Raw genomic sequence first — 20,794 nt, forward strand, 5'->3', positions numbered from 1 at the left:
TCCGGGACGGCTCTCCTGGTCTGAATTGACGCCCGTCATGGCAGTCAAGCGGATTTGCCCTGCCTGTAGATCCGATGAGCACCACCAAGCAGGAGACCCACCGGGCCGCCATGCCCCAACAGGATTCGCCATGGCCGCACGTCCGGTTGTCAGAAACCGATCGGCTGGAGACATTCAGCGACAGCGTGCTCTCGATTACCATCACGCTGCTGGTGGCGGAAATCGTACGGCCGGAATATGCGTCGGGCCAGCTGTTGGAGAAGCTGACCGCGCAATGGGCCAGCTACATCGCGTTCCTTGCGTCATTTTGCTACGCCGGAGTTATCTGGCTCAATCATCGCGCGGTGTTTGCAAGGGTGCGCTACTGCGACCGCAGTCTTCATCTGGCTAACCTTTTTCTTCTGTTGACGTCGGCGCTGATTCCGTTTCCGACGGCCATCCTGTCCGCGGCCATCCAGAGCGGAAACGAATTCGATGCCAAGGTGGCGGTGACCCTGTATGCAGCCATTGCCGGGTCCATGTGCCTGGCATGGCTGGTCGTGTTCCACGTTTTAAGCATACATCCATACCTTGTGGAGGACGGTGTAGGTCCAGACTTCTTCCCGAAGGAGCGTTTTCGCGCCTGGGCCGGCGTTATCCTGTATGCCGTAGCGGGCCTGGCCGGCTGGCTATCGACACCGAAACTGGCCATGCTGATCTTTCTGGCATTGCCGGTTTTCTACGGCATCACCAGCGAGGGTTTGACGGAAACACGGCTTCGCCTGCAGTTCGGAAGAGCCCATCGCCGGGCTTTTGCGAAGAGCGGTCACGAGGGGGTGCACGCTGAGTAGCGTTTTGTGGACGGCTCGATCACCCTGTCCGACAGCTGCGTGTAATTTGCACGGCCGCCAGCCAGTCCTGCCACATCGTCGGATCCACCGGCGAACCATCGGCCCATTTCAAGCCCCCCACGATGAAGTCGATCTCCTCGTCGGTCTTGCCAAGCCGCAGCGAAACCGTTTCGAGAAAGATTCGCATCGCGTCATAGCCCTCAATCAGGGTGATGGTGTCGGTCGCGTTCATTATGGTCACATCTTCGGTCACGGCCGCCCTCGCAAACGAGCCTTACAAGCGCCGGCCTATTAGCGAAATTCTAATCGTGCTCCGCATTGACGGCAGTCAATTGAGGCGGATCGCTTCGCTCCTAATATTTTCACGTGGACGGTCCAAGGGCCGCCAATGTCCCCCTCTGCAGGAGGGAATATGAACGAGACAACCACGATTGCGCGGACACCCCGTGCCGCTCAGGCGCCGGACACGGACGTGCTGTTCCAGCCGTACCGGCTTGGCCCCTTCAACCTGCGGCATCGCATCGTCATGGCGCCGCTGACACGCTCGCGGGCACGCCAGCCGGGCAACGTGCCAAGCTCCCTTGCCGCCTGCTACTACGCGCAGCGCGCATCCGCAGCGTTGATCGTGAGCGAGGCGACGCAGGTTTCGATGCAGGGCCAGGGTTACGCCTGGACGCCTGGCCTCCACAGCCGTGAGCAGGTAGAGGCGTGGCATCGGGTCACCCAAGCGGTGCATCAGGCTGACGGATTGATTTTCAATCAGCTTTGGCACGTCGGGCGCATATCGCACCCTGCCCTGCAGCCCGACAATATGCTTCCGGTCGCCCCCTCCGCCATTATTCCGGAGGGCAAAGCCTTCATCGAGAACGAGCGCGGCGAAGGCGAGCTCGTGCCGTTCGTACGGCCGCGCGCGCTCAACATCGAAGAGATGCCGTACATCGTGGCGCAATATGAACGCGCGGCGATAAGCGCCCGGGCCGCCGATTTCGACGGCGTCGAGATCCACGCTGCCAACGGCTATCTGCTCGATCAGTTCATCGAGACCGGCACCAACCGGCGCACCGACACCTATGGCGGCCCGATCGAGAACCGGACGCGATTATTGTTCGAGGTCGCCGAGGCCTTGATACGGATCTGGGGGCCGGATCGCATCGGCGTGCGGCTGTCGCCGATGGGCAAGATGAACGACATCTACGACGACCAACCGGAAGCAACCTTTGGCTATATCGCCGAGCGCCTCAGCGACTACCGCTTTGCCTATCTGCATATCGTCAACCCGGCGCCGGAGCAGATGCAAAGCGGAAAAGCGCCGGATCCGCGGGCGCTCGCCATGGTTGAGATGATCCGGAAAAGGTTCAAGGGAACCCTGATGGTGGCGGGCGGCTTCCAGGCCGACACCGCGGCGCAGTGGCTTCGCGAAGGCAAGGCGGACCTGATCGCTTTCGGCCGCAAGTTCATCGCCAATCCCGATCTGCCCGAGCGGTTGCGCATTGGCGCACCCTTCAATGCCGACGATCCGACGACGTATTACGGCGGCGGCGAGAAGGGGTACACGGACTATCCGTCTCTAGCACAGGATCGCGGCGAACAGCCGAAGGCCTGTGTCGACCAGCGCTGGCGTTGAACCGCGACAGCTTGCTCTCGAGAGCGGGAGCTTGCGCCACTGCACCCGCAAACTGGCGCTCACTACACCAGGATTGGAAAGGAGCTAGATCATGGCAAAAGACACCCTTAAAGGACTCAATGTGGCCATCCTGGTCACGGACGGCTTCGAGCAGGTCGAACTCACCGAGCCACGCAAAGCTCTGGACGAAGCCGGCGCCACGACCAAGATCGTATCGCCCAAACATCAACGCGTACGGGCGTGGAATTTCACGGACTGGAGCATAGAGTTGCCGGTCGATGTGGATCTCGATCAGGCCAAGCCGGAAGATTTCGACGCGCTGCTGCTGCCGGGTGGCGTTATCAACCCGGACTCGCTTCGCATTGAGCCAAATGCGGTTGCCTTCGCGAAGGCGTTCTTCGATTCCGGAAAACCGGTTGCAGCGATCTGCCATGGTCCCTGGACCGTGATCGAGACCGGCGCGGCGCGCGGCCGACGCATGACCTCATGGCCCTCGCTCAAAACCGACCTCAAGAATGCCGGCGCCGACTGGGTGGACCAGCAAGCCGTCTTGGACAAGGGCTTGGTCACGAGCCGCAATCCCAATGATATCCCGGCTTGATGGCTATCTTTGGTTTCGGAACTCCGCTCGGCTGTCATGTGTTTCCTCCCGACCGGCTGGTGTAAATGCTGGAAATAAACAAGCCTCGTTCTCGAAAAGCCGCGGAAGAGGCTCTGCGGGGCTTCGTCCGCGTGCGCGGAGCACGCGAGCACAATTTGAAGAGCATCGATCTCGACATTCCCCGCGATGCCCTAGTGGTGTTTACCGGCGTGTCCGGCTCGGGCAAATCGTCGCTGGCGTTCGGCACGCTCTACGCGGAGGCGCAGCGGCGGTATCTCGAATCCGTCTCGCCCTATGCGCGGCGTTTGTTTCATCAGATGGCGGTTCCCGAGGTTGACGAAATCGATGGCCTGCCCCCGGCCGTGGCCTTGCAGCAGCAGCGCGGGTCGCCCACCACGCGCTCCTCCGTCGGCAGCGTCACGACGCTGTCCAACCTGCTTCGAATGCTGTACTCGCGCGCCGGCGAGTATTCACGGCACCAGGCGCATCTCGATGCCGAGGCTTTTTCGCCCAATACGCCGGCGGGAGCCTGTCCCCGATGCCATGGGCTCGGTCGGGTCTACGAGGTGACCGAACGCTCGATGGTGCCGGATGATTCCAAAAGCATTCGCGAGCGCGCGATTGCCGCCTGGCCGCCCGCCTGGCATGGCGGCAACCTGCGCGACATGCTGATCACGCTCGGCTACGACGTCGATCGTCCGTGGCGCGAATTGCCGAAAAAAGCCCGCGACTGGATCTTGTATACCGACGAGCAGCCGGTGGTCCCGGTTTACATTGGGTACGACACGGACGAGGCGCGAAGGGCGATCAGACGCAAGGAGGAGCCCAGTTACCGCGGCAATTTCTCCAGCGCCAAGCGATATGTGCTGAACACCTTTGCCACCACTGAAAGCGCGTCGATCAAGAAGCGGGTATCGCGCTACATGGTAAGTACCGAATGCCCGCTCTGTCACGGCAAGCGGCTTGGCCGCGAAGCGCTGTCGGTCAAGTTTGCCGGCTCCGATATTGCCGACATCTCCAGGATCCCGCTGGCCAGGCTCGCCGACCTCTTGCGTCCCCATGCGGAGGCCACCGCTCCTACCCTGACCAAGCTTAAGGCGCAGCATCCGGAGAAGGCGTTGGTGGTGCAGCGAATCGCCGAGGACCTCGGCGGCCGCCTCACGGTTCTGCTTGACCTCGGGCTTGGCTATCTAACGCTGGAGCGGAGTACCCCGACGCTTTCTCCGGGCGAACTGCAGCGCCTGCGACTGGCAACCCAAGTGCGTTCCAATCTGTTCGGCGTCGTCTATGTGCTCGACGAGCCCTCCGCCGGACTTCATCCCGCGGACACCGAGGCGCTGTTGACGGCGCTCGACCGATTGAAAGCCTCCGGCAATTCGCTGTTCGTGGTCGAACACGAGATCGATGTGATCCGGCATGCGGATTGGGTTGTGGACGTCGGGCCAGGCGCCGGCGAACTCGGTGGCCATGTGCTCTACAGCGGTCCGCTCCAAGGGTTCAAGCAGGTAGAGCCATCGCAAACCCGCCGTTACCTGTTCGGCGACTACATTGTGCCAAACCGAACGCCGCGCTCGCCCAAGGACTGGTTGCGGCTGCGTGGCGTCAGTCGCAACAACCTCCATGAACTCGATGTCGATTTTCCGTTGGGAGTATTCACCACCGTGACTGGCGTTTCCGGCTCGGGCAAGTCGAGCCTGGTGAGCCAGGTCCTGGTGGAATTGGTTGCAAAACAGCTTGGCCATCCCCTCCCCTCGATCGACGATGAAGGCGACGAACTCGAGCGGACCGTCGTGACCACACTCGGCGGCCGGATCGTGAGCGGAATGGAGGGTATCAAGCGATTGGTGGTCGTCGACCAAAAGGCGATCGGACGCACACCACGGTCCAACCTCGCGACGTACACAGGGCTGTTCGATTACGTTCGCAAGATCTTCGCGGCCACCAAGTCGGCGCGCGCCCGTCACTACGACGCTGGACGCTTTTCCTTCAATGTGGCCAAAGGCCGCTGCGAGACCTGCGAGGGCGAAGGCTTTGTTTGCGTCGAATTGCTGTTCCTGCCCAGTGTATATGCACCGTGCCCAAGCTGTCATGGCGCTCGCTACAACGCCAAAACTCTTGAAATAAAATACCGCGACAAGAACGTCGCCGCCGTACTGGGAATGACGGTCGACGCCGCCTTCGCGTTCTTTGCCGAGGAGGCGCAGGTGCGCCGGTCCCTCGATGTGCTGCGGCAAGTTGGCCTCGGCTATCTGCGACTTGGCCAGCCGGCGACGGAGCTTTCCGGCGGCGAAGCCCAGCGGATCAAGCTTGCCACCGAGCTGCAGCGGACGCAGCGCGGCCACACGCTCTACGTCCTTGACGAGCCCACCACGGGACTACACCCGACTGACGTCGAGAAGCTCATCGCGCAACTCAACGGGCTGATCGAATCCGGCAATACCGTCATCGTGGTGGAGCATGATATGCGCGTCGCCGCCGGCAGCGACTGGGTCATGGATATCGGCCCTGGTGCAGGTGACGAAGGCGGTCATGTGGTGGCGTTCGGCAGGCCTGCCGAGGTCGCTGGCTCGTCCAAAAGCCGCACCGCGCCATACCTGTCGCGGTTCAGGGCCCGGCCCGCGGCCGACGCGCCAGCGTCCAATCGCCTCGCCGCACCTCAGTAAAATCGCGGAATCGGCCCCAAATGCGGTGTGGGTCGGCCCGAAAGATCGAACATTACTTCGTCGACGTAACACCAGCCCCACCCTTCCGGCGGATCGTAGGCCTCGATGATCGGGTGTTTTGTCGCGTGAAAATGTTTTGTAGCGTGTCGATTTGGCGACTGATCGCAACAACCGACGTGGCCACAGCTGCGGCAGACCCGCAGATGCAACCAGGGGTCGCCCAATTTCAGACATTCTTCGCACCCCAAGGCGCTCGGAACAACGTCACGGATTGCCGAGAGATGTTTGCAAAATATCGCCATGTTTTCCTGCCGCGCTCCGCTTGACCCAGGATGCATCGCTGCTCCGCCGCGCAGAATGCGCCGCGCTCTGCTTTGTCTTAGTTCCGATCCGATTGCGAAGATACACTTCGTGGCGAAGTAAGTGATCAGGCCGTAAGCTCAGGATCAACCGCAAGGATCACAGTCTTCTCAACATTACCATCGACGCTCTGTTCGCGCGGAATGACAGGCAGTTGAAGCACCAGCGCGTGCTGGCCTTCCGACAACAGATTCACGAGAACCGTTTTTCCGTCCGGAAACGAGAGGGCATCGTGATGCTGATGCGAGGCGCCCGGCTCAAGCGCGCAAAATCTGGCGACGCTAAAGCCTGTGCTCCTAGTCGAAAGCCAATTGCGATTATATCTGACGTCACGTTCGAATGCGAGTTCGGTTCCGGGAAGCAGACATACCGCGACATTCGGCTCTCGCTTTGCGGCAAAGCCGCGGGTGGATGTACCGTAGAAGCTGGTCGTAACAAGCGTCTCGCCAACCTTGGCCGGGCGAAATACGACAGTATGCAGGCTATAATCACACATAGGATTTTCTCCGCTGATCTACGTGTTCAAGAACCTGTATCGTGAGGAGACGCGCGCTGCGTTGACCGATGTCAAAATATCGGCGAACGAGATCGCTCCATATAGTATGGAAGAGATCGAGGGGTCGCGCTCATCTCATACTGCCTGGCATGAAGCAGCGAATGGAGATTCCGAGAGATCCCTTGATGGGCCAGACCATCGCCCTGCCCGCCCGGTTCGGCTCTGTAATCACGGCATCATCAGGGAAGTCGATCCATTCATTGTCTATGCGTACGCGGTAATGACCACTCTTGGATTCCCAATCCGGGTCCAAAACAGCGAAACCATCCGCATCCGAACAGCATGGTCCCTTGCCGGACCTGAGGCTGTCAAACCATGGCCTGAGCGGCGACAGCGAATAGCGGCCGTCGTCGCGGGCTTGCACCGCACCGATGAATGCCGCCGCGAGAATGCCGAAGGCGGAGCCGAGGACAGGGATCTTCATGCTCATGTTCGCCGCCTGATCAAGACAACAATTCAAATCACGCAGGTGGTGCGGGTATCACTGATCGTATCAACTCTTGATGCGCTCTCCCCGGCGTGCAGTGCGGGTTCAACCGCATACCCATCGCACCCACGCTCCCCGTCCCCGAATCCTTTTCCGCATCGCCCGACGATTCAGCCGCGCCATCTGCGCGAGCCACGTGCAATTCCGCCCCAACGACAGCCCCCTCGCCGATGGCGGCTCCGACTCGCTTGACTGATCCAGACCGCACATCGCCGGAGGCGAACACGCCACGCACGCTGGTTTCCAGCGGCAGCGGACGCCCGGATCCGTTGTTCGACGGGCGGCCGTCGGAGGGAACGTCCGAGCCGGTCAAGACAAAATTCTTGCCGTCCAGAGCGATCCCGCTATCCCTGAGCCAGCCCGTAGCCGGTTCCGCGCCGATGAAGCAAAAGACATGGCGGATCGGCTTTTCCGTCTCCTTGCCGGTCACATTGTTGCGCCAGCTCACGCGCTCCAGTTGCTTCTCGCGGCTGCCATAGAGGGCAACGATTTCCGTTTGGGTCAACACCTCGATATTGTCGATCGCCTTGATCCGGTCGATGAGATATTGCGACATGCTCGCCGCCAGACTTGGACCGCGCACTAGCATCCAGATTTTTTTAGCGAAGCTGCGCAGGAAGACCGCGGCCTGGCCCGCCGAGTTGCCACCCCCGACCAGAACGATTTCCTCATCACGACAAAGCCGCGCCTCGATCGGCGAAGCCCAGTACCAGACTCCCCGCCCCTCGAAATCGCTGAGGTTTGGAACGCCAAGGCGGCGATAGCGCGCGCCGGTCGCCACGACCACGGTCGCGGCCTTGACGCGCCGGCCATCCGTGAGATGAAGCCCAAGCGGCGTTTCAGTCGGGTCGAGCTGTACCACTTCGCTGGGTATCACCATCTTGGCACCGAATTTCTGCGCCTGGACGTAAGCACGGCCGGTGAGCGCCTGGCCGGAAATGCCGGCCGGAAAACCGAGATAATTTTCGATACGCGCACTGGCTCCGGCTTGTCCACCGAATGCGCGCGTATCGAAAACGATGACCGAGAGACCCTCCGATGCAGCATAGACCGCGGTCGAGAGCCCGGCGGGTCCCGCGCCGACGACCGCGACGTCATAGGTCCGATCGCGTTCGTCGATCGGCACCATTGCGAGTGCGAGCGCCAATTCGGTCTCGTTCGGGTTTTTCAGGATGGTACCCTTCGGACACACTGCCAGCGGCAGGTCCGAAGGATTCGGGGCATATTGCTCGACCAGTTTCGCTGCGTCCTGATCCTGTGCCGGGTCGAGCAGTTGATGCGGGTAGGCATTGCGCGCCAGGAAGCCTTGCAGACGAATGACGTCGGGACTGTTTTCGGCGCCAATTAGCACCGGACCTCCAGTGCCGGCCTCGATCAGGGCGACGCGACGCAGGATCAGTGCATGCATGATCCGTTCGCCGAGTTCGGGCTCTTCAATCATCAGGGCGCGCAGATTTTCCGGCGGAATCAACAGTGCTTCGACATCATCGATCGCGTGAACGTCGACGAACGCCGGCTGACCTGACAATTGCCCCACTTCGGCGACGAAGTCACCGGGTCCCTGCTCCAGGATCGGGGCGCTGTGCCCGAAGGGATCGCGACGCGTGACGCGCACCGAGCCCTTGATCAGCACATACATGCCGGGAGCGAAGCTTCCTGTGACGAACAGCGCCTCGCCGGGGGCGTAGTGCCGGACTTCCCCAAAACGATGCAGCCGATCGATTTCATTCGGAGTCAGCTTTGGAAACATCTGCTCGTTGCGGTTATCGATCGTCGACATTTTAAGTCCCCGACGCGAAATCGATTAATGAGCCATCAAGAGCGGAACACGCGCCTCGTGCAGCAGATTGTAGGTCATACCGCCTAGCAACCACTCGCGCAGCCGGAGATGGCCGTATCCGCCCATGACGATAAGGTCAGCCTTTCGCCGTTCAGCTTCTGCCATCAACCGGGCGCCGACCTCGCTGCGGCGGCTCTTGACCCGATGAAGGACGGCGTCGATTCCATGATGCTTGAGATGGTTGACCGCATCGACACCGAGGAGCGCCTCTTCCTCGGTTGGGCGCTCGCCGGTCACGACCACGACCGCGACCTCCTCCGCCTTGTGCAGATACGGCATGCTTTCGCCCAAGGCTCGCGCCGCCTCCCGGCTGCCGTTCCAGGCGATGAGGATGCGATCGAAGGCGATCTTGGGCCGCTCTGTCTCGGGGACCAAATAGAGATGCCGGCCCGATCCGAACAGGACGCCCTCGATCAGCCGCTCGGGATCCATCGTGTCGTTGGGACGCAAAGTTACAAAGCAGTCGGCGGAGCGCGCCTCGCGGGCGGCAATCCTGGCGATATCGTCAGCCAGCACATCGAAGCGCCGAATCTCTACGGGGCGCTCAAGCTGTTGCAGCCGCCTCGCCAGCAACGCCTCGGTTACATCGCCGGCCTCGCGCGCGTGGTCGATCACCCCGGCTGTGGCGTCCCCCTCGATCCGACCGGGTAGTGGCAATACATTGAGAAACAGGCCGATGACCACCTGAGCGTCGAGCCATCGGGCTATGTCGGCGACAGCCGCCAGCCGAATTTCGTCGGAAATGCCGCCGTCCAACCAAACCATCATATCCTTGATCATCCGGGCCGTCCTACATCAGCAGATCGAAAAGGCGGACACACCGCTGCCAGTGTCCATGACATGGCTTGTGGGCCCTTACTCGATTGCACCGTAGCGATCATGGCTTGTGGATCCTCAAGCGCCATCGTGCCGCGCACGGAGCGGACACCCATTGACGGCTGTCAGCTTCCGCCGATTTTTCAATGGCGCTGAAATTGACGCTCGTCACGGCGCCGTCTCCGATCCTCTGCCAATCGTCGCTGTTCGCGGAGCTCAAGCGATGGCAGCCGCTGCTATTCACGTTGTCCCGGACGACAACTTCGACACTGGGTTGTACGCGCCGACATTGGGCAGGAATTCGGCCACTACCCCACCCGAGAAGCCGCCGAACGGTCGCGCAGGCGATCGCGCAAGAGCGCGAGGCCGAACTCGTCGTCCACCTCGCGGACGGAAAAACGAGCCGAACGCGTTTTGCAAAAAGCTGGGCCGCCAGATTGTTCCGGCGATGATCCGGCGGAATCGGGCGACGCCCTGTTACACCTTCATGCCGTCGACATGCTCGCGGGTCCATGCCAGCAGTTGAGGCAGGGGCATGATACCGGACTTGCGCGCAATCTCCCGGCCGCGGTGTACGAGCATCAGCGTCGGTATGCTCTGGATGGAGAACCGCCGCAGCAGTTCCTGTACGGCGTCGCTGTCGACCTTGACCAGCCGCAAATCGGGTTCGAGTTGGGTTGCCGCCTGTTCGAAGATCGGCGCCATCGCCCGGCAGGGACCGCACCAGATAGCCCAGAAGTCAACCAATAGCGGAATGTCACTGTGCGTTGCGTGCCGGTCGAAGCGGGCGACGCTGTCCAGCGCCGCCGGCCGTCCTTCGTAAAGCGGCCGGTGACAGGATCCGCACTTGGCGCCATCGCGCAGCCGTTCGCGCGGTAAACGGTTGATCGCATCGCAGTGCGGGCAGACGATATGCAGCGCGGTGGTCATGTGTACTCCGCACAAGGCTCGGTGCTGTAGAATCATGCGCCGCCCGGGAGACCGCATTGACCGGCATCAATTTTTTCGAAAGCCCGTGTTAAATTGACGGACGTCATGGCCGGTTGGGCCTTCTCACCGCAATGTGGGAACCTCAGCAAGATCCGTCAGCCCGAAGCTGAAAGCGCCAGATATTGTCCGGAATCCGTGACATGCAGTCGAAGAGGCGCAGATGATCCCGATCCGGAACGCTGTCCCGTCCCGCTACCCGCCGGTGATCACCTGGATGCTGATCGCTATCAATTGTCTGGTGTTCCTGTTCCAGGACAGCCTCAGCCCCGATGAGCTTGAGCTGTTTTTGCAGCAATTCGCGCTGATTCCCGCGCGCTACTCCGAGGCCTTTGCATCGGGGGATGCCGATCTGGAGGCCGCGGATATCCTGCCTTTCTTCTCCATGATGTTTCTGCATGGCGGGTGGCTCCATCTGATCTTGAACATGTGGACGCTGTGGCTGTTCGGTCCGACCATCGAGGATCGGATGGGTCATGCCCGCTATCTGGCGTTCTATCTGGTTTGCGGCTTTGCCGCATCAGTCGCGCACGTCATGTTCAACCCGACTTCGATCGTGCCCGCATTGGGCGCCTCCGGCGCAATCGCCGGCATTCTCGGCTGCTACATGCGGCTGTTTCCGATGGCGCGGGTGGTCGTGGTCGTCCCGATCCTGTTCATCCCGCTGTTTTTCAAAGTCTACGCGTATGTCTTTATCAGCCTCTGGTTTCTGATTCAGGTTCAGCAGTCGATGATGGCCCTCCTGCTGCCGTCCGCCAGCGGAGACCTCGCGTGGTGGGCCCATGTCGGAGGGTTTATCGCAGGGTTCGCACTTGGTCCTTTGCTGGTCCGGTCCCATCAGGGTTACCGCCCGTATTACGCGGACGAAGGCGTGTTCGGCTTCGATACCAAAGGGCGAATATGAGATGTCATGCCATAGGAGGACTCCATGTCGTTCGGTGATCTTATCTGGCTTTTCTTCATATTCTCGGCGGTCCAGCCGATGTTGCAGCAGAAGATGCTCGAGGCCATGCGGGTGCGCAAGATCTCGCAACTCGAACGCGAGCGAAAATCGCGGGTGATCCTGCTGGTGCATCGGCAGGAGACCATGCGGTTCCTCGGGTTTCCCGTCGCGCGCTACATCGACATCAACGATTCCGAAGAGGTTCTGCGCGCCATCCAGATGACGGACGCCGATGTACCGCTCGACCTCGTCCTCCACACCCCGGGGGGTCTTGTACTAGCGGCGCTGCAAATCGCCAAGGCGGTTCGTGAGCACAAGGCCAGGGTTACGGTGTTTGTGCCCCACTATGCCATGTCTGGCGGCACGCTGATCGCGCTCGCAGCCGACGAAATCGTCATGTGCGAGCATTCCGTTCTCGGTCCAATCGATCCGCAACTTGGAGAATCGCCGGCGGCGTCGCTCATCAAGGTCGTCGAGCAAAAGCCGATGGCCAAAATCGACGATAAAACGCTGATCATGGCCGACGTCGGACGCAAGGCCATTACGCAGGTCAGACAGGCGGCAAGCGAATTACTGACCCGTCACCTGCCCGCCGAACAGGCAACGGCACTCGCAGAAAAACTCTCGGCCGGCATATGGACGCACGATTATCCGATATGGGCTTCGACCGGAAAGTCGCTTGGCTTGCCGGTAAGCACCAAGATGCCGAACGATGTTCTGCAACTCCTGACGCTCTATCCGCAACCCGTTCGCATGCAGGGCGGCGGCGTGGAATATCTGCCGGTAGAGCGCCGAAATCAGCCTGAAAGCCGTTTCGGATGACTACTTCAAAGGCGTACCGATCAGCGATTTTAGATCCCGCTGTTGCACCACACGACCAGGGCCCTCACCCTTGTCCAATCAAATGCGAAGCTGCCAACTGACAGGCGTTTTACTCCTCCCTGTGAGTCACGAGCTAGATGTTCTGCTCGCGTATGAACGGCCGCTTAGCGCGAGGAGCGGTCGTCGAGGTTAGAGAGCGAATTAGCTTGCCGTGCTTTGCGTCCTGTATCAGCGAGTGAGGCTATCGGTGACGGCTCCACGCGCAACGCACCCAGCGATGCCGATTGCCGAGCGCCAGCAATGCACCGCAATCCTCGCGTCACCCACCCCCGCCCTAAAGTTTAGCCCCGCGTAGCTGGAACGATCATGACCAAGCGCTCGTTAATTTGACTCTGTGGCAAGGAGGCCAAGGTATGAGGATAGTGACCGCGTTCGCTCTCGGAACGGCCATGGTGCTGTGTAACCTGGGGACGTTTAGTGCCGCAGCCCATGCGCGGAAGGTCAATGTCGTTCGTGAACCACGGGAGAGGCTTGTCGTCACGGTAGTAAGGCCAACTCCTGACTGGGATTCCTATATTGTTCCACGATATCGTTATCGCCCTCAAGATGACCGGATTGATCCATACGTCCCGCCCGTAGTGCCGATGGTGAGCTACGGGGCTCAAGAGGAAACGCTGCCCGGTTAAAGCCGCGCTGCGGGCGGGCTCCGCGCCGCGACGGCGCGTGCTTTCGAAAGGACCAGGCGAACAGACAGTTCTCTCTCAGAGACAGTTCTCTCTCAGAGAAAAGAACCGTCTCTTTGCTAAGTTCGTTCGAGCAGTACATGAACGACTGCGAGCTCTACAGCGTCGAGGACATGCGGCCGATCAACGAGACCCGCATGGCGGCGCGGTGGAAGCTCGGCAAGGCGCTGGCGGCGGTCAAGCGCGGTAATGGTCCTGGGCGCGGCCAAAAGATGCCTCCCTCAGAGACATCTTTTCGCAAGCTGCTCACGGAACTTGATCTCGACAAAGGCGTCGCGATGGAGGCCCAGCGCATCGGCGCAATGCCGGACGAGGAAATGGCCCCCGCCTTTGAGCAGGCGCGGAGCGAGGCCAGGCTGCTGCACTACGGCGAACTGATCGTTCGGGCCAGGCCGTGGTGGTTTAAGGAAAGCCGCGTCGCCAACCTGCTCGGGCACCCGGCCAAACTTCTTACGCTACGCAAATGGTGCGATGCGAACCACAGATCGCGGGCAAAGTCGTCACCACTGTCGTAGCGGGTCCAACGCCGTCGCCTTCAAGGCGACGAGCCGAGGTCTAAAATTTCTCCGAAAAATTTGGCGGAAAAAATTTGCGGGGATGGGGTGAGATCAGAATTGATATATAGAGAGGCTGGCCGATCTGGCCCTGGCGGGTAGTACTTGACCCCTATTTTCGCCGGGGCACCGGGGCGCTGGTCCCCGCGTTTTTCTCGAAGTGCTCCTAGCCCCCGCTCGCTGCCGAAGGTGGCGACGTTGAGTCTTGCCTTCCTGGCCCGGTGTCACCCTGGCGGCGGTCTGCCGGGTCAGGCGATCAAGCCGAAGCAACCGCCTTCGCCTACGTGTTTGGTCCCGGGAGATTGCGTAGATGGTCAGCGAGGCTCATGGGGCACATCTTCTTCTGCCTGGCGTGCGTCTGGATGTTGTGGAATTGCTGCACCGGTGTTCGCATGCTCCAGCCAGATCGCAACGTCGTTCGCGAACCGGGCGACCTCCCGCAGACGGGAGATGATACTTTTTGCCTCACCAGCTTCAAGAAGAAGCATCGACCGCGCGACCTCGGCAGGTTTTCCGCTCTGGTACAAAGCCGAACATGCATGAAGAACCCTGTTCAGCTGCGTACGTCTCTCGCAGTGGAGCTGACTCCGGCGCTCAGCCCGGTCGGCGGCCGCTTTGGGATCAGGGACCGGCTTTGGCTTCCATACAGAGGCTCGGTCCGCTTTGGCCTTCACCGCGGCCTTCACGGCAGACAAAGGCGATCCGGATTCAACGATCAATCTAGCCTGATCTTGCAGCGGGACGTCCTTCGCAAACGCCTCTGCCGCAGACACCTTCACCTCCCCCTGCTCCACAGCGCGGATCAAACCAGGGTCACCATGAGCCTTGACATATCGAGCCCGCTGGCCGCTTCGAACGCTGACATTCATGATCTTTGCTGCAGCTACTTGCGTCGCAGATGATCCGCCAATTGGCGGATGAGACCCCTTTGGCAGGTTTGCTATACCCGCCAACACCATCGCGCGCTGGCTCGCATCCAGGTGGCGACGCTTGAGGTTCATGCTGATCACGAATCCGAGGGGATCGATGCCCGGATATTCGACGATCCGAGGTTCGATTCCCTTCAAAACGCAGGCGCTGTAGCGATTCCGGCCATCGATAACCTTGCCCTCATGAACCCAGATTGGCTCGCGTTGACTATGCTTGAGCATATCGTCGCCCAGATCGTTGACCTCCTCGTCCGTCATCATCGGGAAGATGTTCGCCAGCGGATGGAATTGCAGCTGCGTACCGGCAAGAGGGATCGCGACGGGGTCGGCGGCCTGTGCTTCTCCTTGGCGGTGTGCTTTTTCGGACGTGTTGCTGCTGCTCTCTGCAAACGCTGTTGACTTGTCACCGCGGGCGCGCGCTTCAATGCAGGTGCCAACTTCTTCTCGAGGCTGCTCTCGTTCGGCCATGGATGCGCCCTGGGTTTATTTTTGATAGTGGCAAAATGGTCGCGTGAAAGCTGATCTGCCCTTTCGCCGAAGTCAAGATGTTCAAAAAGAGACTCTGAGAAACCGCTGCAGCACAGCAACAACTTTAAATTTATGATTTCGCGGTGTTCTTTTTGGGATGTCAAACTGTGTGCGATACTACCCGAGGTCTTTGGATGCGATCTGACATTGAAGAACGAACGCTCGCGCGCAAGGCCAGCACCTCGATTGCGCACCCATGCACATCGGACGAAGCGTGCCATCTTCTTATCGATACCTTGCGACGCCGGGGTGGTTTGGCGTTATCGGCCCGTGCCCAGGTTCTTATCTTGAGTATTGTAACCGATCACTACTGTCACATTGAATCCCGCCGGCGCTGCCTCCACTCCGACAAGAGCATTCACGTAGACGCCAGGGAGCCTCCCAATGCGTTGGAGCGGTACCCGACCAAATCTGCGCCACGATCAGCTTGGCCAACAGGTGCCCCTGTGCGGGGTCTGCGGCGCTTCTAACCCGATGGGGTGGACGGTTTGCGACACTGCCCGTTTGAAAAATTTCCGGAAAAATTTTTTGGCCGGATCTCAACCTGGATGTGGCGGCGCATTGAGACAGAGCCCGTTCGATATAAGAACACCCCCTGCCCGCTCCGGCGGGGCCGGGTGGGTCAGAGGGTCCATTACAGCTCGGTCGGGCTGATCCTTTGATTGTCGTCATCGGACCGGTGACGCTGCGACGACCCGTTGCACGACGCTTGTGCCGACGCCGACGGTGCGACCGATCTTGAGAATGCCCATGCCGCTCTTGCGGAGGCTGAGGATGCGGTCTTCGACGGCAGGCTTCACCTTGCGCCGCCCGAGCTTGATGCCGTTCTCCTTGGCCCGCGCCAGCCCGGTGTTGACGCGTTCGCGGATGATGCCATGCTCGAACTCGGCGAACACGCCCAACATTTGGAACATCGCCTTGCCCGCGGTGGTCGATGTGTCGAGACCCTGCTGATGCAGGAACAGATCGACGCCCTTATCGTGAAGGCCCTGGAGGATGCCGAGCAAATCGGTGAGCGACCGACCCAGCCGGTCGACCGACCAAGTGGCGACCATGTCGAACTCTTTGGCGTTGACCGCCTTCAGCATTGCATCGAGCCCAGGCCGCTTGTCGCGACCCTTCGCGCCGCTGATGCCGGTGTCCTCGAACACGCGCACCACGTGCCAGCCCGAACGCTTGGCGACGACCTCCAGCTCACGACGCTGGTTATCGGTGTCTTGTCTTGACTTACTGACGCGGAGATAGATGGCGATGCGCTTCATGATGCCGCCCTATGGGTAATGGCGGAATCATACGCGATACAGAAAACAATTGTCTAACGTATAAGCAAACGACCAAGGAGAAACCCAATAGAACCGGGTCTCCGAACTGCGGTTTTCGTTGATGGTTTTCCGTATGGCCTTCAGCGGGGAGCGCGCCGTTCTGGCGGACCTCTGTGGACCGGCAGCGGCTTCAGCTTGGCCTTGCGCGCCAATGACGTCAGCAGCAGCGCCAGGTCGCGCCCATAGCCCAGCCGCACCAGAACGTCGCGGGCTTCACGGATTTCCTCCCGCCACATGTCGGTCGAGCGTACCAGCAGTTCGACCAGGCGGAGCTGCTCGGTCTGATCAGCCCCCATCGAGCGCGATGCATAGATCAGATACCCAATGATCTCGGCCGTCGTGCGGAGCGTGTTGTCGACGTCATCCAACGACAGCGCCTGACCAGCTTGTCTCAGCTCGGCAACTTCAGCGGCGGTGACCGGCATTTTCATGCTCTATGATTTTCAGCTTGCCTTGCGGTTCATCGTGCAGCAGTTCGACCGCAGCGCGGAACCTTGCCGCGAAGGAGACGGCGTCCACGGTGGCGGCCAGGTTGATGTCGATGTCGCGCGGCAACAAGTTCGAGATGATCCGGCAGAACTGTGACGGGTCTTCCGTCGCGCAGCGACGCAACGCCTCTTTGCCGTGCTCGTTCCAGGCATCGCGCAGGTCTTCAAGGAACGCCTCACCGAGCTTCGAGCGCGCGCCCGGAGGTCTTCCTGGTCCGGGTTTGCCGCCGATAACAAACCTTCCACCTCGGTCTCTGCGTTCGTCGGTTGTGGCGGTCTCGGTCATGTCGCTCATGGCCGCGCCATGATACCTGATCCCACGAGAGACGTGAAGACCGGCTCGCTGGCCGCGAAGAAGTGAGATCAACAGGATCGAGCCCCTACAGGGGCGATGATCCCCTGTTGATCATCACAGGGGGTTATAGGGGGGTGACACACACAGGGGATCGACAACAGATAGACATGGGACCGACAGCATGATCAGCAGGCGGTGCAAACCCTTGTGGCACGGCGATTACCCCTACAGCGAGATGCGCCGCGTTGCGGGAAACCCACGTTTTCATTGATGCATCACGATCTACAGCTTGGCATCGTTTGAAAACGCCACACCCCCTGGGCGAACCGCTACCGTTGCTGCACGTAGTGTTTCTGGAATATGTGTCGCTCGACGCGGATTGGGATTGCAACCCGACAAGGCTGGCTCCGCACCGGCCTTCCGCGTTCCACAGTGCGGGCCAGCGGAGGCGCAAGCCAATGATCAAGCGCCCGAACTGGGATCAGCACGAATGGCCGAGCCGTACCGGCCAGCGTTTGCCGCCGGCCAAAATGCTGAGGGAGGCCGAGCGCGATCTGATGTACCTGTTTTTCGAGCTTAAGAGCCTTTGCGGTTTGAAAAAAACCCGGAAGATGTTCAAAAATTACTGCCGCGAGCCGAACGCAACCGACCAAAGATACAGGCAGCAGCTTGAATTGCTTGTGCGCTTGGACCGCATGAAGCCGAAACCGAACGTCAGGCGGTTGGCTCGGGAGCTACTTGCCGAGAAAGGCATCAGTCCCCGGAGTTCCAAATTTCACAGCCAGTTCGAAGCGATTGACAAGAAAATTCGGCGGCTGAAGAAAAACCGCGACCTCATTGAGGCCAGGTTCAAGGGCTTCTCGCCAACGCTGGTGGACGGTGAACCGACGAGGTTCAGGGTCGGAGAAATGAAAATACGGACATTCCGCAAGCGTGAAATGTCCTAGGACATTTCGACATCGCGAGTTGGGGAATTTTCGGCCGCAGCGTCTGCCGCTACGACTTCCGCAGTTAATTACTGCAAGGAAGCCGAAATGCAGAACGACGACGACCTCACCGCTGTACAAGCTAGGCTGGGCGTCCAGCTGAAGGCGCGTTTCGAGAACTGGCGCCGCGCCCAAGACGAGATCCCCTCGATTTCCGACGCTCTGCGCTTGCTCCTTGAAGCGGGGCTCGATGCCGAGCGCACGGCACCCAGGAACAAGCAGCCCTACTGACGCAGAAGCCGCCCGGTCAAGGGCGGCTTTTACGAAACCGTGGCCACCATCACCACACTCCACCCAAAAGGAACACACGATGAATATGCCCAAGCTCGCCCGGATGTCGGCTTCTCCGTTGCCCGACGGCTCCGTCTTCTGGCTCGCCGATGGCACACGGTGCCCGTACTGCGACACGGTTCTCCGCTGCGATCCCGAACCGCTTGCCAACGGCGCCAGCTTCCGCCTGATCTGCCAGTCGTGCCATCACGACATCATCTGCGTCGACTAGACCATGATGCTCACCGCACCAGCCGCCGCGCTCGCCGAAGCCTTGTCGCTGGCTGCAACGGCCGTGCGCGGCAACATTAACCTCGCGCCCGTGCACCTGGTCGCCGACAAGGGCGCGGTCTCTTTCACCTGCTCCGGGCCCGGCATCTCGATCAAGATCACCGCCATCGCCGACATCGCCGAGCCCGGCGAGGTTACTGTCGCCGCCAACCGCCTCGGCGGGTTGATCACCGGATTCTCATCCAGCAGCTCGATCACGGTCAACACCACCGATAACACCACACAGATCTCGTGCGGCGACAGCCGCTTTTACCTGCCGGTCCTCCCCGATGTTCCGGCTGCGCTCAAGTTCGATACCGAGAGCACCGGCATCGAGGTGGCGGGCAACGACCTCCTGGCGCTGTTGGAGGTGGTGCCGGCCGCCAGCACCCAAACGACGCGGTTTTTTCTGACCGGACTCTACATGCACAGCGTTGGCGACGAGTTGGTTGCCGTCGCCACCGACGGCACCAGGCTGCTGCGCGCCGGCATCAAGGCGGACCACCTATCGACGGATCGCAGGTTCATCGTGCCGTCGAAGGCCGCGACGGCACTGATCAGGCTGGTCAAGCAGACCAAGCCCGACAGCGTCACGCTGCGGCGTTCGTACGCGCGGTTCGCGGTCACCGGGCCGGGATTCGAATTTGTCACGGCGTTGATCGATGCAAAATATCCCGATTACGAGCGCCTGCTGCCGCGCGCGTCGATCAACGTGGCGCAGTGCAAGCGGTCGGATTTGATCGGCGCGCTCGCCAGGCTGGGGGCTGTGGCCGATGGCGAACTGCCTCTGCTGGCTCTGTCCTGGATCGACGGGGAGCCCCTGCGCCTGTTTCTGCCGCGCCAGCCCGGCGATGCCGAGGATCGCGTTCCGGCGGAAACGCGCGGCAGCGCCCGGCTCGCAATGTCGCTGCCGCAGCTGACGGCGATGGTCTCGAACTTCCCGTCCGACCGCCTTCACCTCGAAGTCACCGATGCCGATGGGCCGCTGATGCTGCGGGGTGAACGCAGCAAGCTCGGGATCCTGATGAGTTGCCGCTGGACTTTTGCGGAGGGCGAAAAGCCCGAAACCGAAAAACGGCCCGCGTTCGCCCGCTCGGGCGCGATGCCGAATGTGCAATAGCGGATCAGAAAACAGAAAGAGGAAGTCATGCATACGCTCCCTACCAAGCTCAAGACCGCCGACGAACGCCTCGAAGCTCTCGCCCGCTCGGCATCAAACGTCACGCTGCTGAAGTACAACAGCGGCAACTGGACAATCTCCGACAATCCAGTACCCACCGACACGCGCTTCGTGCTCTACCCGGATCAGGTCGCGCACTCCTGGACCCACTTCGAAGCCGGCAAGGTTGTCACCGATATCACCGCGGTGGTCGCCGACGACGAGAACGGGAGTTCTGAACTTCGGATCGTCAACGGCAAGGATCGCAAGGACCTCGGCATCGACGACGAATCGAAATGGGAACTCGACTCCACAGGAAAACGTCGCGATCCGTGGGTGTACGGCTTTGCCCTCCCAATGATGAACCTCGAGACCCGCGCGGTGGTCGTGTTCAAGATCGCGTCGGTCGGCGGCATGGGCGCTATCGCTGGGCAGGTTTTGAGCTTCACCCAGAACAAGCACCTGGGCTATCCCGTGGTGACGCTGTCGACCGGCAGCTACAGGAACAAGAAGCACGGCGGCTTCACCTCATTTCCGGTGTTCGTCAACGTCGGTTTTGACAAGCCGCCCGCGCCCGAAATCGCGAGCGGCGGCAACGGCGGCGATGGTGGCAACAGCGGCGGCGGCGGCGATGGTGCCCGCGTAGTCGGCGCGAGCAAGGTTGCTGTTCTGCGCGACCGCGAGGTCGACGCCATGGATGACGATATCCCGTTCTAGGGGC

At 60.8% G+C, this 20,794-nt stretch carries 23 protein-coding genes; 12 read left to right on the plus strand and 11 right to left on the minus strand.

Features of this window, described 5'->3' with window-relative positions:
• Window positions 1-74: 74 nt before the first annotated feature.
• On the plus strand, window positions 75-830 hold the full coding sequence (locus B5527_RS34145; protein ID WP_079605424.1) for a TMEM175 family protein: 756 nt from the start codon (window positions 75-77) through the stop codon (window positions 828-830).
• A 19-nt stretch (window positions 831-849) separates the two neighbouring features.
• On the opposite strand, the gene B5527_RS34150 is transcribed toward B5527_RS34145, so the two are convergent.
• A complete protein-coding gene (locus B5527_RS34150; protein ID WP_154072676.1) occupies window positions 850-1,083 on the minus strand; it encodes a hypothetical protein in 234 nt (77 codons plus the stop codon).
• 159 nt (window positions 1,084-1,242) lie between these two features.
• Between B5527_RS34150 and B5527_RS34155 the strand changes: the two genes are divergently transcribed.
• The 3 genes from B5527_RS34155 (at window position 1,243) to uvrA (ending at window position 5,718) form a co-directional block, all read left to right on the plus strand.
• Window positions 1,243-2,454 (plus strand): alkene reductase, encoded by a 1,212-nt coding sequence (locus tag B5527_RS34155; RefSeq protein WP_079605426.1) that lies wholly within the window; start codon window positions 1,243-1,245, stop codon window positions 2,452-2,454.
• Between the two features lie 91 nt (window positions 2,455-2,545).
• A complete protein-coding gene (locus B5527_RS34160; RefSeq protein WP_079605427.1) occupies window positions 2,546-3,055 on the plus strand; it encodes a type 1 glutamine amidotransferase domain-containing protein in 510 nt (169 codons plus the stop codon).
• A 65-nt stretch (window positions 3,056-3,120) separates the two neighbouring features.
• Entirely contained in the window at window positions 3,121-5,718 is a 2,598-nt protein-coding gene (gene uvrA / locus B5527_RS34165; protein WP_079605428.1) for an excinuclease ABC subunit UvrA, read from the plus strand.
• Here the strand turns inward: uvrA and B5527_RS34170 are convergent.
• The 6 genes from B5527_RS34170 to trxC form a co-directional block, all read right to left on the minus strand.
• A complete protein-coding gene (locus B5527_RS34170; protein ID WP_171947796.1) occupies window positions 5,712-6,020 on the minus strand; it encodes a UBP-type zinc finger domain-containing protein in 309 nt (102 codons plus the stop codon). The genes uvrA and B5527_RS34170 overlap by 7 nt on opposite strands.
• Before the next feature lie 125 nt (window positions 6,021-6,145).
• On the minus strand, window positions 6,146-6,574 hold the full coding sequence (locus B5527_RS34175) for a hypothetical protein (RefSeq protein ID WP_079605429.1): 429 nt from the start codon (window positions 6,572-6,574) through the stop codon (window positions 6,146-6,148).
• Between the two features lie 130 nt (window positions 6,575-6,704).
• Entirely contained in the window at window positions 6,705-7,058 is a 354-nt protein-coding gene (locus tag B5527_RS34180) for a hypothetical protein (RefSeq protein ID WP_425305118.1), read from the minus strand.
• A gap of 37 nt (window positions 7,059-7,095) precedes the next feature.
• A complete protein-coding gene (locus tag B5527_RS34185; protein ID WP_079605431.1) occupies window positions 7,096-8,901 on the minus strand; it encodes an FAD-dependent oxidoreductase in 1,806 nt (601 codons plus the stop codon).
• 24 nt (window positions 8,902-8,925) lie between these two features.
• Window positions 8,926-9,729, minus strand: a complete 804-nt coding sequence (locus tag B5527_RS34190; RefSeq protein WP_197689242.1) for a universal stress protein — start codon at window positions 9,727-9,729, stop codon at window positions 8,926-8,928.
• A 525-nt stretch (window positions 9,730-10,254) separates the two neighbouring features.
• On the minus strand, window positions 10,255-10,707 hold the full coding sequence (trxC, locus tag B5527_RS34195) for a thioredoxin TrxC (RefSeq protein WP_079605433.1): 453 nt from the start codon (window positions 10,705-10,707) through the stop codon (window positions 10,255-10,257).
• Between the two features lie 220 nt (window positions 10,708-10,927).
• Between trxC and B5527_RS34200 the strand changes: the two genes are divergently transcribed.
• The 3 genes from B5527_RS34200 to B5527_RS34215 all read left to right on the plus strand — a co-directional run bounded on the left by B5527_RS34200 (window position 10,928) and on the right by B5527_RS34215 (window position 13,787).
• A complete protein-coding gene (locus tag B5527_RS34200; protein WP_079605434.1) occupies window positions 10,928-11,668 on the plus strand; it encodes a rhomboid family intramembrane serine protease in 741 nt (246 codons plus the stop codon).
• Between the two features lie 24 nt (window positions 11,669-11,692).
• Window positions 11,693-12,529, plus strand: a complete 837-nt coding sequence (locus B5527_RS34205) for an SDH family Clp fold serine proteinase (protein ID WP_079605435.1) — start codon at window positions 11,693-11,695, stop codon at window positions 12,527-12,529.
• Window positions 12,530-13,352: 823 nt separating this feature from the next.
• On the plus strand, window positions 13,353-13,787 hold the full coding sequence (locus B5527_RS34215) for a hypothetical protein (protein WP_079605437.1): 435 nt from the start codon (window positions 13,353-13,355) through the stop codon (window positions 13,785-13,787).
• A gap of 353 nt (window positions 13,788-14,140) precedes the next feature.
• Here the strand turns inward: B5527_RS34215 and B5527_RS34220 are convergent, their stop codons facing one another.
• The 4 genes from B5527_RS34220 to B5527_RS34235 form a co-directional block, all read right to left on the minus strand.
• Window positions 14,141-15,223: a hypothetical protein gene (locus B5527_RS34220; protein ID WP_079605438.1), complete on the minus strand. Its 1,083-nt coding sequence runs from the start codon at window positions 15,221-15,223 to the stop codon at window positions 14,141-14,143.
• A 728-nt stretch (window positions 15,224-15,951) separates the two neighbouring features.
• Entirely contained in the window at window positions 15,952-16,545 is a 594-nt protein-coding gene (locus tag B5527_RS34225; protein ID WP_079605439.1) for a recombinase family protein, read from the minus strand.
• A gap of 140 nt (window positions 16,546-16,685) precedes the next feature.
• Window positions 16,686-17,030, minus strand: coding sequence for a hypothetical protein (locus B5527_RS34230; protein WP_079605440.1), 345 nt, complete (start codon window positions 17,028-17,030; stop codon window positions 16,686-16,688).
• Window positions 17,011-17,388 (minus strand): hypothetical protein, encoded by a 378-nt coding sequence (locus tag B5527_RS34235; protein ID WP_079605441.1) that lies wholly within the window; start codon window positions 17,386-17,388, stop codon window positions 17,011-17,013. Before B5527_RS34235 ends, B5527_RS34230 begins: the two co-directional genes overlap by 20 nt.
• 458 nt (window positions 17,389-17,846) lie before the next feature.
• Between B5527_RS34235 and B5527_RS34240 the strand changes: the two genes are divergently transcribed.
• The 5 genes from B5527_RS34240 (at window position 17,847) to B5527_RS34260 (ending at window position 20,790) form a co-directional block, all read left to right on the plus strand.
• Window positions 17,847-18,335 (plus strand): hypothetical protein, encoded by a 489-nt coding sequence (locus B5527_RS34240; protein WP_154072677.1) that lies wholly within the window; start codon window positions 17,847-17,849, stop codon window positions 18,333-18,335.
• 87 nt (window positions 18,336-18,422) lie between these two features.
• Window positions 18,423-18,605 carry a hypothetical protein gene (locus B5527_RS34245; RefSeq protein ID WP_079605443.1) on the plus strand — a complete coding sequence of 61 codons (183 nt, stop codon included), beginning with the start codon at window positions 18,423-18,425 and terminating at the stop codon, window positions 18,603-18,605.
• Between the two features lie 79 nt (window positions 18,606-18,684).
• Window positions 18,685-18,876, plus strand: a complete 192-nt coding sequence (locus B5527_RS34250) for a hypothetical protein (protein ID WP_079605444.1) — start codon at window positions 18,685-18,687, stop codon at window positions 18,874-18,876.
• A 3-nt stretch (window positions 18,877-18,879) separates the two neighbouring features.
• On the plus strand, window positions 18,880-20,034 hold the full coding sequence (locus tag B5527_RS34255) for a DNA polymerase III subunit beta (protein ID WP_079605445.1): 1,155 nt from the start codon (window positions 18,880-18,882) through the stop codon (window positions 20,032-20,034).
• Between the two features lie 27 nt (window positions 20,035-20,061).
• The gene (locus tag B5527_RS34260; RefSeq protein ID WP_079605446.1) at window positions 20,062-20,790 is read left to right on the plus strand and encodes a hypothetical protein; all 729 of its coding nucleotides are present in this window, start codon (window positions 20,062-20,064) and stop codon (window positions 20,788-20,790) included.
• Window positions 20,791-20,794: the final 4 nt, after the last annotated feature.

It is taken from the genome of Bradyrhizobium erythrophlei, assembly GCF_900129425.1.
Lineage (GTDB): Bacteria > Pseudomonadota > Alphaproteobacteria > Rhizobiales > Xanthobacteraceae > Bradyrhizobium > Bradyrhizobium erythrophlei_C.

Coding starts and splice junctions, on each gene's coding strand:
- B5527_RS34145 (WP_079605424.1), top strand. CDS start 75: ATGAGCACCACCAAGCAGGAGACCCACCGGGCCGCCATGCCCCAACAG.
- B5527_RS34155 (WP_079605426.1), top strand. CDS start 1,243: ATGAACGAGACAACCACGATTGCGCGGACACCCCGTGCCGCTCAGGCG.
- B5527_RS34160 (WP_079605427.1), top strand. CDS start 2,546: ATGGCAAAAGACACCCTTAAAGGACTCAATGTGGCCATCCTGGTCACG.
- uvrA (WP_079605428.1), top strand. CDS start 3,121: ATGCTGGAAATAAACAAGCCTCGTTCTCGAAAAGCCGCGGAAGAGGCT.
- B5527_RS34170 (WP_171947796.1), bottom strand. CDS start 6,020: ATGGCGATATTTTGCAAACATCTCTCGGCAATCCGTGACGTTGTTCCG.
- B5527_RS34175 (WP_079605429.1), bottom strand. CDS start 6,574: ATGTGTGATTATAGCCTGCATACTGTCGTATTTCGCCCGGCCAAGGTT.
- B5527_RS34180 (WP_425305118.1), bottom strand. CDS start 7,058: ATGAAGATCCCTGTCCTCGGCTCCGCCTTCGGCATTCTCGCGGCGGCA.
- B5527_RS34185 (WP_079605431.1), bottom strand. CDS start 8,901: ATGTCGACGATCGATAACCGCAACGAGCAGATGTTTCCAAAGCTGACT.
- B5527_RS34190 (WP_197689242.1), bottom strand. CDS start 9,729: ATGATGGTTTGGTTGGACGGCGGCATTTCCGACGAAATTCGGCTGGCG.
- trxC (WP_079605433.1), bottom strand. CDS start 10,707: ATGACCACCGCGCTGCATATCGTCTGCCCGCACTGCGATGCGATCAAC.
- B5527_RS34200 (WP_079605434.1), top strand. CDS start 10,928: ATGATCCCGATCCGGAACGCTGTCCCGTCCCGCTACCCGCCGGTGATC.
- B5527_RS34205 (WP_079605435.1), top strand. CDS start 11,693: ATGTCGTTCGGTGATCTTATCTGGCTTTTCTTCATATTCTCGGCGGTC.
- B5527_RS34215 (WP_079605437.1), top strand. CDS start 13,353: ATGAACGACTGCGAGCTCTACAGCGTCGAGGACATGCGGCCGATCAAC.
- B5527_RS34220 (WP_079605438.1), bottom strand. CDS start 15,223: ATGGCCGAACGAGAGCAGCCTCGAGAAGAAGTTGGCACCTGCATTGAA.
- B5527_RS34225 (WP_079605439.1), bottom strand. CDS start 16,545: ATGAAGCGCATCGCCATCTATCTCCGCGTCAGTAAGTCAAGACAAGAC.
- B5527_RS34230 (WP_079605440.1), bottom strand. CDS start 17,030: ATGCCGGTCACCGCCGCTGAAGTTGCCGAGCTGAGACAAGCTGGTCAG.
- B5527_RS34235 (WP_079605441.1), bottom strand. CDS start 17,388: ATGAGCGACATGACCGAGACCGCCACAACCGACGAACGCAGAGACCGA.
- B5527_RS34240 (WP_154072677.1), top strand. CDS start 17,847: ATGATCAAGCGCCCGAACTGGGATCAGCACGAATGGCCGAGCCGTACC.
- B5527_RS34245 (WP_079605443.1), top strand. CDS start 18,423: ATGCAGAACGACGACGACCTCACCGCTGTACAAGCTAGGCTGGGCGTC.
- B5527_RS34250 (WP_079605444.1), top strand. CDS start 18,685: ATGAATATGCCCAAGCTCGCCCGGATGTCGGCTTCTCCGTTGCCCGAC.
- B5527_RS34255 (WP_079605445.1), top strand. CDS start 18,880: ATGATGCTCACCGCACCAGCCGCCGCGCTCGCCGAAGCCTTGTCGCTG.
- B5527_RS34260 (WP_079605446.1), top strand. CDS start 20,062: ATGCATACGCTCCCTACCAAGCTCAAGACCGCCGACGAACGCCTCGAA.